The following is a 17,758-nucleotide window of genomic DNA, read 5'->3' on the forward strand; positions in this document are numbered from 1 at the left end:
AAACGCAATGACAACAGAGATGTGGTAAGGAGCGCGGAAAAGAGGAAAGCATGAAAATCGGAAAGCCGGTGAAAACCGCCGGAACGGAGGTCCTTGCCGCCGTTCTCCTCTGGGGGATGCTGGCCGGGGCGGTCATATGGTTTCTGTATCCGGTGTTCTTTGCCTTTCCGGCGGAGGATGACTATTATTATGCCGTTTTGCTGCTCCGCCGGCTGCGCGCGGGGGCGGCTCTCCCCGGCGCGGTTCTTTCGTCCGTCGCGGAGACCTATATGACGTGGCAGGGGAATTATTTTTCCTTTCTCGTCATCTATCTGCTTGCGGCGGCAGACGGGCTGCATCCGGCGTGGGTGAGGCTCTTTCTTGCCGTCAGCATTTTGATCTTTTTCGGCGGCCTCCTTGCGCTTCTCAGGGAGCTTCTGCGGCTTCTCGGGGGGGGGCGGACCGGGGGGCTGCTCCCGCTCGCGGCGCTGTGCCTCATCGTGACAGGCCTCAACCGGGCGTCCCCCGGTGAGGCGTTTTACTGGCAGAATGCGGTCTGTGTGTATACATTCCCGTTCGCGCTGTCCCTTTGGGGACTGGCCTTTCTGCTCGCGTATCGGAGAACGGGCCGCCGCGCCGCCCTTGCGGGGAGCGCTGCGGCAGGGGTCTGCGCCGCGGGAGGCTCACTGATGATTGCGGGCTTTGCAAGCGGAGCCTGTCTGTTTGTTCTGCTCGCATCCCGGTATTCTGCATGGCGGAAACAGAGGCGCGCATCGCACCGAAGTGCGCCGCCGTTTCCCGGAGCGGGGGCGGCGAAACCCGGACCTGCGGAAGAAAAAAGCGCCGGAGCGCGCCGCCTCTGGCTGCCGTTTGTCTTTGCCTTTACGGGCTCCGCGATCAATGCGGCGGCGCCGGGGAATTTCCTGCGGCAGCGTGAGATTTCGTCACAGGGCGTGGAGCCGCTCCGGGCGCTTGGCGATACGGCGCAGGCAATTTTGCCGAGGATGAGCTGGGCCCTTCGCAAGGGCTATCTGATCCCGATTCTTTTCCTTCTGCTGGCGGTGCTGCTCCGGAGGCGGGAGAGGGGGACGGACGAGCGCCCGCAGGGAGGCTTTTCTCCGCTTCTGTGGTGGGCGGGAGGCTTTGCGGTTCTGTTCGTGACGGCCTTTCCCGTGATTCTCGGCTACGGCAGCGCAGAGATCACGCCGTGGCGCTTCTGCACGGTCTTTGACCTGCTGTTTGCGCTGTATTTTGTCGTGGGCGCCGTCTGCACGGCGCTCCCTGCTTTGGAGAAATCCCTGCGGGGACGGCGGGGAGCTGCGGTCTGCCTTGCGCTCGCGGTGCTTTCGCTGGGGCTCGAATACGGTTATGCCGGCACGGGAGAAATGGCCATCCGAACGACGCTCTATGAGGCGAGACGGGGGATTCTTGCGGAATATCGGGAGAGCGAGCAGCGGATCCTCGATGCGATGGAAGCGCTGCCGGCTCACAGGGACGTAGTGATCCTGGGGAGCCGGTACGAGTGCTTTACGCTGAAGCACACGCAGCTGTCAGAGGATCCGGACTACTGGACGAACCGGGCGATGGCCGAATATTTCGGATGCCGCTCGGTGACGCTGCTCCCGGAAAACGGAGACGGCGGGGACGGAAGCGAAGCGGAAGACAGAAAGGAAAGAGGCGAATGAAGCACACGGAAAAACAGAATCAAAGACCGGAGGAACGGGCTGTTTTTCCGGTCGACAGGGCCGTTTTTGCGCTGCTCGACCGGTATCTCTTTCCTATTGCCGCACTGTTTCTTTTCATAGGCTCTCTGTATATCCGCCGCTCGATGATCTATTTTGCTTCGGGCGACTATCTGGACTGCATCGTGGTGTGGGTTGAGCAGTACCGGGCTCTGGGACTGCGGCAGGGGCTTGCCTCGACCATCGGGGATTACTATGTGCCGTATAATCTGATCCTTGCGCTGGCGTCCGTATCCGGGCGGGAGCCCTACGCGGTGGTGGGAGGCTTTTCCGTTCTCATGGAATACGTCGGGGCGGGAGCGGCGGCGGGGATATGCCGCGGCCTCCTAGAGGAAAAGGGGGTAACGCATGCGCGGCGTCTGTCCGTCCTTGCGGCGCTCGCCCTGCTCTACATTCCGGAGGCGGCGATGAACGGGGCGCTCTGGAAGCAGTGCGACGCGGTGCACACCGGCTTTATTCTGGTCAGCCTCTATTTCCTCCTCCGGGAGAGGTATTCGCTCAGCTTTGCCTTTCTTGCGCTCGGCTTTGTGTTCAAGCTGCAGACGCTGTTTGTGCTTCCGTTTTATCTTATATTCTATGCGGTGCGGCGGCGCTTTTCGATTCTGCAGTTCCTCTGGCTCCCGGCGATGTACCTGCTTGCGGGGCTTCCGGCCATTCTCCTCGGACGAGACGCGGCGCAGACCTACGGCGTCTATTTCTCGCAGACGGGACACTATCAGCTGATGACGCTGAACGCGCCGAATATCTGGAGCTTTGGCATGACGGATTATCCGAGCCTCAAGAGCTTTGCGCTGGTGCTGACAGCGGCGGTGTTTGCCTGTATGCTTATATTTATTGCGGGGCACGCGGAGAGGCTTTGGGGCGAGCATTGCCTGCTGCTCGCCGGCTGGTCGGTCATGACCTGCTTCATGTTTCTCCCCGCGATGCACGAGCGCTATGATTATGCGGCGATTGTGCTCCTTACGGCCTATGCGCTCCTATTTTGCAGGAAAATGCTGATCCCCGCGGCAGGAATGATCGTCTGCGGGATGGTATCCTACGGCAATGCGCTGTTTGCTTCGGAGGCCGGCATCGGGCTTCTGCCGTTTGCGGCGCTCTACTGCGCCTGCTGGGCGGCGGTCACCGCGGGGATGATACGGATTTTCGGTCGGAGAGATGAGAATGCAGAGTAATGTACTGGAATGGCTGGACCGCACGGCGGACCGGCAGGCGGAAAAAATATGCTACCGGGATGATCGGGAGAGCATCACGTTTGCGGAAGCAAGACAGGAGGTGCGGCGCATGGGCGAGGCGCTCGCGGAACGGCTCGAAAGCGGAAGCGGAGGCGACGGGTCGGCGCTTGAGGTTTCGCCCGTGGCGGTGATGCTGGGCCGAAGCGTGCGCACGATTCTCGGCTATCTTGCGGTGGTGTATGCGGGGCACTGTTATGCGCCGGTCGACGCGGCGCTCCCCGCGGAGCGCATACGGAGCATGCTGGATACGCTCCGCGGCGCTCCGGTCCTCACGGACAGGGAGCACGCCGGGGTTCTGAGGCAGCTCGGGTTTACAGGGACGGTGCTGCTCATGGAGGAACTGGCAGCGGGATGCGAAAAGGCAGGATGCAAAGAAGCGAACATCAAAGAAGCGAATAGCAAAGAAGCGGAAGCCGCGGGCGGCGGGACAGGACTCTCTCTCGCGCGGGGGCGTTCGGCGTCTGACCCGCTCTATATCATCTTCACGTCGGGATCGACCGGCCGGCCGAAAGGGGTTATCACCGCGCATGCCTCGCTCATGAACTACATCGAGGCCTACCGGGAGGTCATGAACATCGGCGCGGACGATATTCTCGGCAATCAGTCGCCGCTTGACTACATCGCGGCGATCCGGGACATCTATCTGCCGCTTCTTACGGGCTGCTCGAGTTATCTCATCCCGCGGGAATATTTTATGGAGCCGGAGAGGCTCTTCGACTGTCTTGAAAAGAACAGGGTCACGGCCGTGGGGTGGAGCGTTTCCGCGTTCACGGTGCCGGCGGCGCTCGGGGCCTTTGCGGAGCCGGGCGGTCTGCGGCTCTCCGCGCTCCGCAAAATCTGCTTTTCCGGTTCTGTCATGCCGGGCAGGGTGCTGCGCCTGTGGCAGACGGCGCTCCCGTGGGCGCGCTTTGTAAATCAGTACGGGCCGACGGAGGCGACGGCCTCCTGCACCTATTATCCGGTCGATCATCCTGCCGGGGAGGACGAGACGCTTCCCATCGGCGTCCCCTACCGCAATTACCGGGTCTTTCTCCTTGGAGAGGACGGACGCGCCGTCCCGCAGGGGGAGGAGGGCGAGATCTGTGTCGGAGGGCCGGTGCTGGCGCTCGGCTATTATAATGATCCGGATCGGACAGCGCGGGACTTCATTCAGAATCCGCTGAACCGGAGCTTTTTTGAACGGATCTACCGGACCGGAGATTACGGCGTTTTCCGTGCGGACGGGATGCTCGAATTCCACGGGCGCAGGGACAGGCAGATCAAGCACATGGGGCACCGCGTCGAGCTGGACGAGATCGAGACGGCCGCCATGAAGCGGGACGGCGTCGGCGAGTGCGCGGCTCTGTATCAACCGGATAAGGAGATCATCTATCTGTTCTATACCGGCAGCTTATCGCCCCGCGAGGTCATTCTGGGGCTGCGGGAGAGCCTGCCCGGCTTTATGGTTCCGCGGAGGGTAAAGCAGCTTGGCGCGCTGCCGAAGCTCCCGAACGGAAAGACGGATATGGCGGCCCTCCGGGAGCGCATGCGATAAAGCGGGAGCGCATGCAGTAAGGGAGCGCATGCGGTAAAGCGGGAAAGACTGCGGTAAAATATTGCCGTGCGGGAGACGGCGGCATGCTATAATGATCGGGAATTCAGAACGCATAGAAATTCGTTGCAGTGGAGGATAAGTCAATGAGAGAAGAGCTTCTGGAAATTCTGCAGGATGTCCGGCCGGATGTGGATTTTGAGAAAGAGCAGAAACTGATCGGCGACGGGATACTGGAATCCTTTGATATCATTTCTCTGGTTTCGGAGCTGAATGACGCGTTTGACATCGAGATCACGCCGAGGGAGCTTAAGCCCGAGAACTTCAACAGTCTTGACGCGATGCTGGCGCTGATCCAGAGACTGCAGGAGGAGTGATGGGCGCGGCGGTGATCGGCGCGGCGCCGGAGACGCCGGCCTATATACTGGACGAAGCTGTGTTCCGGCGGCGGGCCGCCGCGGTCAGCGCAGCCTTTGAGGGGCGCATCCCGCTTGTCTACTCCATCAAGGCCAACGCCTTTTTGCTGCATGCGCTGCCGGAGGAGCTGAGACATGTGGAGGTATGCAGCCCGGGAGAGCTGGCGCTCTGTGAAAGGCTCGGCGTCGCCCCGGAGAAAATCATTTATTCCGGTGTGATGAAAGAGGCGGAGGATATCGCGCGGGCGATCCGGTACGGCGCGGATATTCTGACGGCGGAGAGCCCGGAACATTACCGCCTCATCTGCGAGCAGGCGGCCGCCGCGGGGATTACGGAGGATCAGCCGCTTCGCCTGCTTCTGCGGTTTACCAGCGGAAACCAGTTCGGGATGAGCGGGGAGGAGCTCTGCCATATTGTGAAGAACCGGCGGGAGCATCCGGAGCTTGCGCTGATTGGAATTCATTATTATTCGGGGACACAGAAAAAGCTGCGTCAGATCGAGAAAGATCTGGCGCGGCTTGAGGCGCTTCTGACCTCGCTCAGGGAGGAAGCGGGCTTTGAGGCGGCGCTCGTCGAATACGGACCGGGGCTTCCGGCCGATTATTTTGAGGGAACGGACCTGGGCGCGGCGGCGCTCGCGGAGGAATGGGAGATGGGGGCGCTGCGCGATGCGGCGGCGCGGCTTCTCCCCTTTGCGGGAAAATATCCGCTGTCCGTCGAACTGGGACGTTTTCTGGCCTCGCCCTGCGGAGAATATCATACAGCCGTCCGGGATATCAAGCGGAACGACGGGACGGATTATGTGATCTTGGACGGAGGCATCCATCAGCTCCGCTATTACGGGCAGACCCTGTCCATGCAGGTTCCGGAGCTTCATGTGCTCCGGAACGGCTGCGAGGCGGAGAGCCCGGCGGAGCGGAGGCCGTACTGCCTTTGCGGGAGCCTGTGCACCGTAGCGGATGTCCTCGTCCGCGAGGCACAGCTCCCGACGCTCGCTGCCGGGGATGAGCTGGTGTTCGGCCGCTGCGGGGCCTATTCGCTGACGGAGGGCTCGGCGCTGTTCCTTACAAGGCAGCTTCCCGCCGTCTATCTGCGGCGCGCGGACGGCACACTTGAAAGAAAGCGGGCGATGACGGAAACCTGTGCGCTGAATGCCTGAGCCCGGTGTGATGAATGAACGGAACTGAGAAACTGAAAAAACTGCTTCGCGCGGCTTTGTTTATCTGTATTCTGCTGTCGGCGGAATTTGCTGCGAGATATGCCATGAGCGACGACCGCTATGCGGTCTCGCGTTTTATGCTGCATGAAATGTACACCGGCGAGGAGGATATCGACGCACTGTTCATCGGCGCGTCGCATGTGCAGCTCGCCTTTGATACCGGTCTTCTGGATGAGCTGCTGGACGGGGAGACGTTCAATGCGGGCAGCTCCATGCAGAACCTCGGGACAAGCTATGCGCTGCTTCGGGAGATCGGCGCGCATCACCGGCTAAAGCGCGTTTATGTGGATCTGGATCCGTCGATGCTGCTCTCGGACGATGTCAGTCTGGAGAGCATTTTTGCGATATCGGACTATATGCGGCCCTCTTTCCGGAAGCTCGGGTATCTGCTTGATGTCACGCCGGAGGGGAACCTCATGAATACGCTCATGCCCTTTGGAAAGGGACGGAGCTATCGGAAAGAGCCGGCTGCGGTGCTGGAAAACCTCCGCTACAAGCTGTCCGGGGACTATCTTCATTACCGGGAGCCGGACGGCTCGTATGCCGGCAAGGGGTATATCGCGAGCCGCGTCCGTCTTCCGGGCGACAGCTTCGGGACGGGAGGCAGCTTGTCCCCGCTGTCCGGCAGGATCACGGAGCGGAATCTTGCCTATCTTGAAAAAATCATCCGCTACTGCCGTAAGGAGGGGGCGGAGCTCTCCTTTGTGGTCGTCCCCATGTCGGATTTCCTGCTTCTGGGAGAGGGAAATTATGACAGCTATGCCGCGGAACTTCGGGAGGCTCTCGCGGGGAGCGGCGTCCCGCTCTATGACTTCAATCTCATGAAGCCGGAATATCTCGATCTGCGGGAACAGCGGTATTACTCGGATATGGAGCATCTGAACCGGGGGGGTGCGGAGCGCTTTGCCGCGGCCTTTGCCGCGCTGGTCCGGGGAGACGCGCCGGCAGAGGATATGTTCTTTGGCTCTTACGGGGAAAAAATACAGGAAGAGACAGAAAACGGAGATCAGAGCTACTACGGCGTCGCTCTTCAGTCGGAGGAGCACGGCTTCCGGCTCACTCCGGTCGCGGCCTGCACGGAGGAGGAAAGAGCCCGCATCCGCTACCGTGTGCGCTATGATGCGGAGGGAGATTATATCACCGCGGAGCTGGACGGAACGATACTCGGCGAGAGCTTTGTCGGCGCGGAGGAGATCAGCGGTGAGAACCGTTTCCTTGGAGAGGAGGGCGCGGCGCCATGAGCATCACCTCTCTGCCATTTTACCTTTTCGTCTTTTTATTGCTCGCGCTGTACTACACCGCGGGTCGGCATTTTAAGTGCCAGTGGGGGATTCTTCTTGCTGCAGGAATGCTTTTTTATGCGTATTCCGGAGGCAGGAACATCGCCCTGATCATCTTCACCGCGGGCTCCTGCTGGTGCGGCGGGCTGTGGCTCGAGCGCTTTGATGCGGGAACAGGAAGCGCAGCCGGGGAAAATGAGAGCCGGGAGCTGCGGAAGCGGAGAAAGGAGCGTCTACGGAGACGGAAAAAGCTCCTGCTGATGCTGCTTCTCCTTTTGAATCTCGGTATTCTTGCCGCTTTGAAATACTGGAAGCTCGGAAGGCTCGGCATACTGCTCCCTCTGGGAATTTCTTTCTATACCTTTCAGTCGCTCGGATATCTCCTTGATATCTATTACGGGAGATGCCGGGCGGAGAGGAACTTCCTCCGGTTTCTCCTGTTTGTTTCCTTTTTCCCGCAGCTTCTTCAGGGTCCCATCAACCGCTATGATGCGATGAAAGAGTCCCTCTTTTCGGAGCACAGCCTGTCGTGGGACGAGCTGAAGCGCGCCGTGCTGCAAATCGGGTTCGGCCTTGTCAAAAAGCTGGCGGTGGCCGATCTCCTCGCGCAGCCGGTCGCGGATGTTCTGGACGGGGATGTCTCCGGCCGCTCCGGCGCGCTGATCGCCTTTGCGGTGCTCCTTTATTCCGCGCAGCAGTACTGCGATTTCTCGGGAGGAATCGACGTCGTCATAGGGGTGTCCCGTCTGTTCGGCGTGACGATGGCTCCGAACTTCCGCCAGCCCTATATGGCGGTGTCTCTGGCGGATTTCTGGCAGCGCTGGCACATTTCCCTCGGCGCATGGATGAAAGACTATGTGTACTATCCGTTTGCCCTGAGCAAAACGGCGCAGCGGCTGCAAAAGCGGGCGGCAGGGCGCTTCGGGCGGCGGATGGGCCTTGTACTCGTCGGCGCTCTGGGAAATCTGCTGGTGTTTTTCCTCGTCGGGCTGTGGCACGGGGCGGAGCTTCATTATATTCTCTGGGGGCTGTATAATGGACTCATCATTGCGCTGGGAACGCTGCTGGAGCCGGCCTTTGCGGGCTGGAGAGCGCGGCGCGGCATAGCGGACGGCGCGGCGTGGCTCCGGGGCCTGCGCATTGTCAGAACCTTTCTCATTGTCAATATCGGCTGGTATTTTGACCGGATCGCCGACGCGGGCATGGCCTTTGCTGCGCTTCGGCAGACGGCGGTGCATTTTTCGGCGGCGCCGTTTCTGCCGCAGTACCGGACGCTTGTCGGGGAGGACCTCTCCGGACAGAAAATCGTCCTTGCGGCGGCGGGACTTCTGCTGGTGCTGGCGCACAGCATACTGCGTGAGAGGAAAACGGATGCGGCGGCGCTCCTCCTGCGCTGTCCTGTCGTTCTGCGCTGGGGTTTTTATTACGGCATGATTCTGCTGATTCAGATCGCCTGTGATATCAGCTCCGGGGCGGCGCCGTTTTTATATGCGTATTTCTGACGCGGGAGGAAAATGAGGCGGATATGAACCGAAGACGGATAGGGATCTGCACCGCCCTGATCCTGATGGCGTTTGCTCTCTCGAAGAGCCCGTGGTATGCAGGGTATATGGCGGAGGCGGAGCGGCTGGGCTGCGCCGGCGCGCGGGAATGGATCGCGGAGCGCTACGCTGCTGCGGCGGAGGCGGAATGGGCGGAGGGCGAGAATGTTTCCCCGGAACAGGCGATGGAGCTCCTTGGCGAGGTGCTGCAGACCTCCTTTGACGGGAGAAGCATTGAGCTGGACAGAGAGAACGGAACAGCGGGAGGGCTCTGCCGCGGCGGCGGGACGTTTTTCTTTTCTTTCGATTCCGACCTGCGCCGCCTTTCGGTGCGCTGCGGTCTTGGGGAGCATGGGGACGGAACAGGAGAACAGGCAGGCAATGAGGAATAGGGTCATAAGAGTGACGGAACTCCTGCTTGCGGCGGCGGAGCTGCTTTTTTTGCTTGTCACCGCGCGGGCTTTTCTCGTCCGGACGGAGGAGCACCGCTTTTTGCAGGAGGATATGGAGCTGCAGCGGGAGGGCGTGGAGACGCAGCCTGCCTTTTATGTCGACGATTCCTTTGACGGCATGGGCCGCAGCATAGTGAGTCCCGTGATGGAGCTGGACCGGGGAATCTATGCCGTGACGGTGGAGTATCTCACGGATAATCCGGAGGACGGGAGAACGGGGGTCTGGTCCGTCGCGGAAGGCGGCAGCGCCGTTAAATCCGACGAGAACCGTCTTCCCGCGCAGGGAAATACGCTCCGCTACCGGGTGTATGTTTATCAGGGAAAGCAGTCCGTCTGCATCCGGAATTATATTCACGACGACCGGGAAAATTATCTGCTGATTCACGCGGTCACCGTGACCTATCTGCGAAAGCTGTCGGCCGCATATGCGCTGGTGCGGCTCCTGTTTTTCTTCCTGCTTCTGGATCTGCTGCTCTATTTTTTCGTCGTCCGCGGGAGAAGAACGAGGGGGCTTCTGAGGAAAAACGCGCTGGTGACCGTCGTGTTGGCCGCGGTGCTGTTTCTTTCGCAGTATGCACTGCTTGTCGATTACATTCCCTACGGGGATGATCTGATGTATCACGGCTATCGGCTGCAGCAGCTCGGGGAGGGACTGAAAAACGGATATTTCCCGGTGCGTCTGCAGCCCGGGTGGATGAATGGCTACGGCTATGCTCCGGGTATCTTCTACGGAGATCTATTCCTGTATCCGGCGGCGCTGCTCTCGGCCTGCGGGGTTCCCACGGCGTCATGCTACCGGCTGTACATTCTGCTCTGCAACGCGGCGACCGCAGGCGTTTCCTATTTTGCGTTCCGGAAGATGAGCGGGCGGAAAATAACCGCGCTGCTTGGTTGCGTTCTGTATTCCCTCTCCATGTACCGCCTCGCAAACCTGTATACCCGGGCAGCGGCGGGAGAGTTTACCGCGATGATATTTCTCCCTCTTCTGGTGCTTGGCTTCTGGACGCTCTGCGCCGGGGAGGAAGAGGACAAGGCTGCGGCGAAGCGGCCGGATACGGCGGGCTGGCTGTATCTCACGGCCGGAGCGACGGGGGTTCTGGAGTCGCACATGCTCAGCGTGCTGATGGTGGCTCTGTTCGGGCTGCTGTTTGGGATTCTTGCATGGAAAAGAATGCTCCGGAGACGGACGCTGCTTTCGCTGGGAAAGTTTGTCCTTGCCACGCTGCTGCTGAATGCCTCGTATATCGTCCCGTTTCTTGATTATTACATTCATCTTGATATCCGGAACTCCCATATGGTGAGGAACCTCGCCGGGCGCTCCATCCAGATCGCGGATCTGTTCGCCGTGTTCCCGCAGACCTCCGGTGTGTCGGAGAGAACGCCGTTTACGCTGGGGCTGGCGCTCGGGGCCTGCGTTCTGCCGGCTGTTCTGATGCTGCTTCTGCGTGCGTTCGGAAAAAATCAGGGCCTCGTCCGAAGCGTCCTGTGTCTGAATGCACTGGCGCTTTTGATGTGCACAAGAGCGTTTCCTTATGAGTGGATCCGCAGCAATGTGCCTCCGCTCTATCATGTGCTGCAGAATCTTCAGTATCCTTGGCGGCTGCTGGAAATTGCGACCATTCTTTCCGTCACGCTGTTTGTGTACGCCATGCCGCATTTTGAGGACCGGTACGGGAGGAGCTGCCTGCTGATCGCAGGAGGGTTTCTCTGCATGACGGCCGTCTATCAGGGCGTGTCCTATCAGAGCGCCTTTCTGAATGAAAATCCGCGGGAGGAGACTCTCTATTATTTTTCGGACAGCTTCTGTCAGTCCGGGGGCGAGTACCTCCTCGAGGGGACCAATGTGGAAAGGCTGAAAACCGATACGGCGGTCCGGGCCGTCCGGGAGGGAGCGGTTCTTCTTGGATCCGTGGGACGAAAAGGGCTTTCCATGGAGGTGGAGGCGGAGAATCTGACCGATCAGGAGGAGACCGTCGAATTTCCGCTTTTTGCCTATCCGGGGTATCGCGCGGAGGAGGCCGGAACGGGGCTTCGGCTCGAGACGGGAGAGGGGGACAACCATCGCGTGGCGGTGCGGATCCCGGCGGGTTTTCAGGGCAGGATCCGGGTGTTCTTTCAGGAGCCGGTGCTGTGGAGGGCGGCGGAGTTGCTGACGCTTGCGGCGTGGATTGGAGGAATCGTATATCTGAAACGGGTCCGAAAGTGCAAAATTGTAGAATCCGTAGAAATTCATTGACTAAATCGGTTAATAAATCTATTATATAAGAGATGCGGCATCATCTGACGGTCACTGTATATTGTGGTATCTGCTTTGCCTGAGGCGATATCATGTTGATATGCGGGTGTCCGGGGAGCGAGGCTGCACAATGACAATTTTATAAGGAGGTGCTCCTGTATCATGCTGGAAATTATCATCGCTACAGTGATAGTTTCCCTGTTGATCGCGGTCCCTGTGACCTTTGTGCTCGCCCGCAATTACGTCAGAAAGCAGAATGACGAAAAGCTCGGCAGCGCGGAGGAAAAGGCGAGAGCGATCATCGACGAGGCACTTACGACTGCGGAGACGAAGAAGCGCGAGGCGCTTCTTGAGGCGAAAGAGGAGAATATCAAGGCCAGAAACGACCTTGAGAAAGAAATCCGGGATCGCCGCGGAGAGGTTCAGCGCAATGAACGCCGTGTCCAGCAGAAGGAAGAGGCCATCGACAGGAAGTCGGATACTCTGGAACGCAAGGAACAGAGTCTGGCTTCCAGGGAAGATTCACTTCACAGAAAGCAGGAAGAAATTACCAGAATCCATGAGCAGAAAGTACAGGAACTCGAAAGAATTTCAGGTCTGACCTCCGAACAGGCAAAAGAATATCTGCTCAAAACTGTTGAAGAAGATGTAAAGCACGATTCCGCCATCATGATCAAGGAAATGGAGGCGGAGGCAAAGGAAGAAGCGGACAAGAAAGCAAGGGAATATGTGATCGCGGCCATTCAGCGATGCGCGGCAGATCATGTTTCCGAGGCGACGATCTCTGTCGTGCAGCTTCCGAATGATGAGATGAAAGGCAGAATCATCGGCCGTGAGGGGCGCAACATCCGCACCCTCGAGACGATGACCGGCGTCGATCTCATCATCGATGACACCCCTGAGGCAGTCGTTATTTCCGGCTTTGATCCGATTCGCCGCGAGACGGCCCGAATCGCCCTCGAAAAGCTGATTGTGGACGGAAGAATCCATCCCGCCAGAATCGAGGAGATGGTCGAGAAAGCAAAAAAGGAAGTGGAATCAAAGATCAAGGAGGAGGGCGAGGCGGCGACGCTTGAGGTCGGTGTGCACGGCGTCCATCCCGAGCTCGTAAGACTTCTTGGAAAAATGCACTACCGCACCAGCTACGGACAGAATGCGCTCAAGCATTCCATCGAAGTAGCGCAGCTCTCCGGACTCCTTGCCGGAGAACTCAGTCTGGACGTCCGCATGGCGAAGCGCGCAGGCCTCCTGCACGATATCGGCAAGGCGGTGGATCATGAGATGGAGGGCTCTCACGTACAGCTCGGCGCAGATCTGTGCCGCAAGTACAAGGAGAACCCGATTGTCATCAATGCCGTCGAGTCCCACCACGGGGATGCGGAGGCCACCAATCTCATTTCCTGCATCGTGCAGGCGGCGGACACGATTTCCGCAGCCCGTCCCGGTGCAAGAAGAGAGACGCTGGAGACCTACACGACCAGGCTCAAGCAGCTTGAGGATATCACCAACAGTTTTAAGGGAGTTTCTAATTCTTATGCCATTCAGGCAGGCAGAGAAGTTCGCGTCATGGTAGTTCCTGAGCAGATCAGTGATACTGATATGGTTCTGCTCGCCCATGATATTTCCAAGCGCATTGAGGGCGAAATGGAATATCCGGGGCAGATCAAGGTCAATGTGATCCGCGAATCGCGGGTTACGGACTACGCAAAGTAAAAAGCAAGAGGAGAGGGCGGTTTGCTGTGAACGTGCGGCAGCCGTCTTTTTTGTAAGAGAGGAAACCGGGATGTCCTTTATTTATAATCAGAAGCTCCCCACGCCGGAGGAGATACAGGAAGTGCTCCCCATGTCCACGGAGCTGAAAGAGCAAAAGCGCAGGAGAGACGCGGAGATCGCGGCGGTGCTGACAGGGAAAAGCGACCGCTTTCTTGTGATCACAGGGCCCTGCTCGGCCGACAACGAGGATGCGGTCTGCGATTATGTGAGCCGTCTTGCACGCGTGAACGACAGGGTGAGCGACAGGCTCATTCTGATTCCGCGCGTATATACGAACAAGCCCCGCACGACCGGCTCGGGATACAAGGGGATCGCCTCGCAGCCGGACCCGGAGGCAAAGCCGGATCTGCGGGCCGGTCTGATTGCCATGCGCCGGATGCACATCCATGCCATCGAAGCGTCGGGAATGACTGCGGCGGACGAGATGCTCTACCCGGAGAACTGGGGCTATGTGGAGGATATGCTTTCCTACGTGGCGATCGGCGCGCGCTCCGTGGAGGATCAGCAGCACCGCCTTACGGTCAGCGGCTTTGATGTCGCCTCGGGCATGAAGAATCCGACCTCCGGTGATGTGACGGTCATGCTGAACTCGGTGTATGCGGCGCAGCATCCGCACAGCTTCACGTACCGGGGCTATGAGGTGAGAACCTCCGGCAATCCCCTCGCGCACACAGTGCTGCGCGGCTCGGTCAACGCCTACGGGCGGAATTATCCGAACTATCACTATGAGGATATCATGCGGCTGTATGAGCTCTATGCGGAGATGGACCTCGCTAATCCGGCCTGTGTGATCGACACCAATCACTCCAACTCGGGCAAGCGCTTCGGGGAGCAGATCCGTATCGCGAAAGAGGTGATGCACAACCGCAGGATCAGCCGGGAAAACCACGAGCTGGTGAAAGGGCTGATGATCGAGAGCTATATCGAGGAGGGGACGCAGCGGATCGGCGAGGGCGTCTACGGGAAGTCGATTACAGACCCCTGCCTCGGCTGGGAGGATACGGAGAGGCTGATTTACAGCATTGCGGAGCAGTGCTGACGGGAGCGGCCGAAGTGAGCTATAATAAGAGCGGTGTCCAACGGCAGCGTCGCTGCCGTTTGTCTCAGTCAGCCGGTAATGGGGGAGGTCAGGCATGAAGAATATACTTTTTATTGCGTCCGAGGGAGTTCCGTTCATCAAGACCGGGGGACTTGCGGATGTCGTGGGGTCTCTTCCGAAAGAGCTGGATGCACGGTATTATGATGTGCGCGTCATACTGCCGAAATATTCCTGCATGAAGCCGGAGCTGCGGGACAGACTCGAATACATCACCAGTTTCTACATGGATTTCAACTGGAAAAACGAGTATGTCGGCCTGCTGAAAGCAAAGGCGGACGGCATCACCTATTATTTTATCGACAACGAGCACTATTTCACCAGCTTCAAGCCCTATACCGAGGATCCGCTCTGGGAGATCGAGCGCTTTGCCTATTTTTCCAAGGCGGCGCTGAGCGCGCTCCCGGTTCTGGATTTCCGGCCGGATCTGATTCACTGTCATGACTGGCAGACCGGCCTTGTTCCGGTTTATCTGAAAGAGCGCTTTCAGGAAAATCCGTTTTTTCAGAGAATCCGTACGGTGATGACGATTCATAATCTCAAATTTCAGGGGCGCTGGAATGTGAAAGAGGTGGAGGAGATCACCGGACTGTCCGGGTATTTTTTCTCCCCGGACAAGCTGGAATTTCACAAGGATGCGGATCTTCTGAAAGGGGGTCTGGTCTACGCGGACGCCATCACGACGGTCAGTCCGACCTATGCGCAGGAGATCCGGACGGAATTTTACGGAGAGGGGCTCGACGGCCTGCTGAACGCCCGTGCAGGCGATCTGCGGGGCATCATCAACGGCATCGACTACGACAGCTTTGATCCCGAGAAAGACGCGCTGATCGCAAAGCCCTACAATGCCGTCAATTTTCGCAAGGAAAAAATAAAGAACAAGCGCGCGCTGCAGGAGGAGCTCGGCCTTGCGCGCGACGATAAGACCATGATGATCGGGATGGTTTCAAGGCTCACGGATCAGAAGGGCTTTGACCTCATCGCCTATGTCATGGAGGAGCTCTGCCGGGATGCGGTGCAGATCGTCGTGCTCGGGACAGGCGAGGAGCGCTATGAAAATATGTTCCGCTACTTTGACTGGAAATATCAGGACAAGGTCTCGGCGAACATCACCTACAACGAAGCACTGTCGCACAGGATATACGCGGCCTGCGACGCCTTTCTGATGCCGTCTCTCTTTGAACCCTGCGGCCTGTCGCAGCTCATGGCGCTCCGCTACGGGACGATTCCGATCGTGCGTGAGACGGGCGGCCTGAAAGACACCGTGGAGCCCTACAACGAGTATGAGGGGACGGGCACCGGCTTCAGCTTTACCAATTACAATGCCCATGAAATGCTCCGCACCATCCGCTACGCGGAGCAGATCTACTACGACCGCAGGCGCGAGTGGAACCGGATGATCGACCGCGCCATGGCTGCGGATTTCTCATGGAAGAAGAGCGCCGTGAAGTATCAGGAGATGTATGACTGGCTGATCGGCTGAGCGCGCAGCGGAAAAGGAAAGGAAGCAGGGGAATCGGCCCTATGGCAAAACGGATCAATCGGGATTCTCTTCGGCTCCGGGATCATAACGGGAGCGGTCAGCTTGCGCTGCAGGCGGGTATTCTTGCGGCGGCCTCGATTGCGGTGCGCATGATAGGGCTCCTCTATCAGTCGCCTCTGACGGCGATCATTGGGGATGAGGGGAACGGCTATTACAGCCTTGCCTATAATATTTACACGATCATTCTTCTGATCTCATCGTACAGCATTCCCTCTGCGATTTCCAAGATCATGGCACAGAAGCTGGCTCTGGGAGAGTACCGGAATGTCCAGCGTATCTTCCGCGTGTCTCTGGCCTATGTCTGCGTGATCGGGACGGCCTGCGGCCTGTTCATGTACTTCGGGGCATCCCTCCTTGTGGGCGCCGGCTCGGTGCCGGTGCTCCGCGTTTTCGCGCCGACCATCTTTCTTTTCGGCATTCTGGGGGTGTTCCGGGGGTATTTTCAGGCGCACTCCTCCATGCTGCAGACCTCTATCTCGCAGATCATCGAGCAGATCATGAACGCGGGAATGTCCATTCTCGCGGCGTGGCTCCTCATGCAGCGCGTGCGGGGGGCGGATCACACGACGCAGGCCGTGTACGGCGCGGCGGGGAGCGCGCTGGGAACCGGCTGCGGCGTGCTGGCGGGGCTCCTGTTCATGCTCTGGGTCTATTATCTGAGCCGCCGCCGGATCCGGCGGCGCTGCGAGAACGACAGCACCGGGAGGGAGGACGCCTACGGGACAATTCTCCGCACGGTGATGGCGGTGGTGACACCGTTTGTTCTTTCGAGCTTCATTCTCAATCTTACGACTTCTCTCAATCAGACCATCTATACCAGAATATTCACGAGTGCGCGCGGCCTCGACGAGGCGGCGGTCACGATGGCTTACGGCATTTTTTCCCGCAAGGCGACGGTGATCACGAATATTCCGATTTCGATTGCGACGGCGACCTCGGCGGCGGTGATTCCGAGCATTTCCTCCTCCTTTGCGGGCGGAGACAGGAGAGAAACGCTGCGGCGATGCCGGAGCGCCGTGCGCCTGACCGCGTTTGTCGCGCTGCCCAGTGTGGTGGGACTCATGGTGCTGGCGGAGCCGATCACCATGCTGCTCTTTCCGCAGAGGGCGTCTTTGGAGCAGGCCTCATGGCTTCTCGCCGCGCTCGCTGTCACGGTGTTCTTTTATTCCATCTCGACGGTGACGACGGCGATTCTGCAGTCGACGGAACATATGCGGCTGCCGCTTGTCAGCGCGGTGCTTGCTCTGGTGATACAAACGGCGGTGCTCATCGTGCTGCTGCTTTTTACCCGGGCGGACGTCTATGCCCTCGTGATCGCCAGTGTGGTCTACTCGGTTCTCATCTTTGCGGCCAATGAATTTTTTATCCGGAAATACCTTGGCAGGCATGCCTTTCCGTCGTACCGGAGCTATGGGAGGACGCTCATCTCGGCGCTGATCATGGGAGCGGGAGCGTTCAGCAGCTACCGTCTGCTCTGCTTTGTCCTCGGGCTGCTTGGTATGGAGGAGACGCGTTATCTGACCAACCTGCTGGCGCTGCTGCCGGCTCTTGTGATCGCTGTTTTTCTGTACGGCTTTATGCTGGTCAGAACCGGAGCAATCAAAGAGGCGGATCTTCTGAGCATGCCGAAAGGCAGCTCGCTGATCCGCCTCATGAAGCGTCTGCGATGGATATGAGACAGGAGAGCAGGGGAGTGTAAAAAATTTCCGCCGTCTCC

The 17,758-nt window shown here is 58.9% G+C and carries 13 protein-coding genes; all 13 read left to right on the forward strand.

What is annotated here, in order from left to right; translation table 11 throughout:
- Nucleotides 1-50 precede the first annotated feature (50 nt).
- The 13 genes from E0E20_RS03275 (at nt 51) to E0E20_RS03335 (ending at nt 17,717) form a co-directional block, all read left to right on the forward strand.
- A complete protein-coding gene (locus E0E20_RS03275) occupies nt 51-1,664 on the forward strand; it encodes a DUF6056 family protein (protein ID WP_130836659.1) in 1,614 nt (537 codons plus the stop codon).
- Complete coding sequence (locus E0E20_RS03280; protein WP_130836661.1) at nt 1,661-2,893, forward strand: hypothetical protein; 1,233 nt, start codon at nt 1,661-1,663, stop codon at nt 2,891-2,893. Before E0E20_RS03275 ends, E0E20_RS03280 begins: the two co-directional genes overlap by 4 nt.
- Entirely contained in the window at nt 2,883-4,487 is a 1,605-nt protein-coding gene (locus E0E20_RS03285) for an amino acid adenylation domain-containing protein (protein ID WP_130836663.1), read from the forward strand. Before E0E20_RS03280 ends, E0E20_RS03285 begins: the two co-directional genes overlap by 11 nt.
- Before the next feature lie 143 nt (nt 4,488-4,630).
- Nucleotides 4,631-4,861: an acyl carrier protein gene (locus tag E0E20_RS03290; protein WP_130836665.1), complete on the forward strand. Its 231-nt coding sequence runs from the start codon at nt 4,631-4,633 to the stop codon at nt 4,859-4,861.
- Nucleotides 4,861-6,060 carry a diaminopimelate decarboxylase family protein gene (locus E0E20_RS03295; protein WP_130836667.1) on the forward strand — a complete coding sequence of 400 codons (1,200 nt, stop codon included), beginning with the start codon at nt 4,861-4,863 and terminating at the stop codon, nt 6,058-6,060. The genes E0E20_RS03290 and E0E20_RS03295 overlap by 1 nt, the downstream gene beginning before the upstream one ends.
- Nucleotides 6,061-6,074: 14 nt before the next feature.
- Nucleotides 6,075-7,361 carry a hypothetical protein gene (locus E0E20_RS03300; protein ID WP_130836669.1) on the forward strand — a complete coding sequence of 429 codons (1,287 nt, stop codon included), beginning with the start codon at nt 6,075-6,077 and terminating at the stop codon, nt 7,359-7,361.
- Nucleotides 7,358-8,902: an MBOAT family O-acyltransferase gene (locus E0E20_RS03305; RefSeq protein ID WP_130836671.1), complete on the forward strand. Its 1,545-nt coding sequence runs from the start codon at nt 7,358-7,360 to the stop codon at nt 8,900-8,902. Before E0E20_RS03300 ends, E0E20_RS03305 begins: the two co-directional genes overlap by 4 nt.
- A gap of 23 nt (nt 8,903-8,925) precedes the next feature.
- Nucleotides 8,926-9,333 (forward strand): hypothetical protein, encoded by a 408-nt coding sequence (locus E0E20_RS03310; RefSeq protein ID WP_130836673.1) that lies wholly within the window; start codon nt 8,926-8,928, stop codon nt 9,331-9,333.
- Nucleotides 9,323-11,629, forward strand: a complete 2,307-nt coding sequence (locus E0E20_RS03315) for a hypothetical protein (RefSeq protein ID WP_130836675.1) — start codon at nt 9,323-9,325, stop codon at nt 11,627-11,629. Before E0E20_RS03310 ends, E0E20_RS03315 begins: the two co-directional genes overlap by 11 nt.
- A gap of 162 nt (nt 11,630-11,791) precedes the next feature.
- Nucleotides 11,792-13,342, forward strand: coding sequence for a ribonuclease Y (rny, locus tag E0E20_RS03320; protein WP_130836677.1), 1,551 nt, complete (start codon nt 11,792-11,794; stop codon nt 13,340-13,342).
- Between the two features lie 70 nt (nt 13,343-13,412).
- Entirely contained in the window at nt 13,413-14,441 is a 1,029-nt protein-coding gene (locus tag E0E20_RS03325) for a 3-deoxy-7-phosphoheptulonate synthase (protein ID WP_130836679.1), read from the forward strand.
- A gap of 94 nt (nt 14,442-14,535) precedes the next feature.
- The gene (glgA, locus tag E0E20_RS03330) at nt 14,536-15,981 is read left to right on the forward strand and encodes a glycogen synthase GlgA (protein ID WP_130836682.1); all 1,446 of its coding nucleotides are present in this window, start codon (nt 14,536-14,538) and stop codon (nt 15,979-15,981) included.
- 41 nt (nt 15,982-16,022) lie between these two features.
- The gene (locus E0E20_RS03335) at nt 16,023-17,717 is read left to right on the forward strand and encodes a putative polysaccharide biosynthesis protein (RefSeq protein WP_130836684.1); all 1,695 of its coding nucleotides are present in this window, start codon (nt 16,023-16,025) and stop codon (nt 17,715-17,717) included.
- Nucleotides 17,718-17,758: the final 41 nt, after the last annotated feature.

It is taken from the genome of Lachnoclostridium sp. Marseille-P6806 (assembly GCF_900625025.1).
GTDB lineage: Bacteria > Bacillota > Clostridia > Lachnospirales > Lachnospiraceae > CAG-791.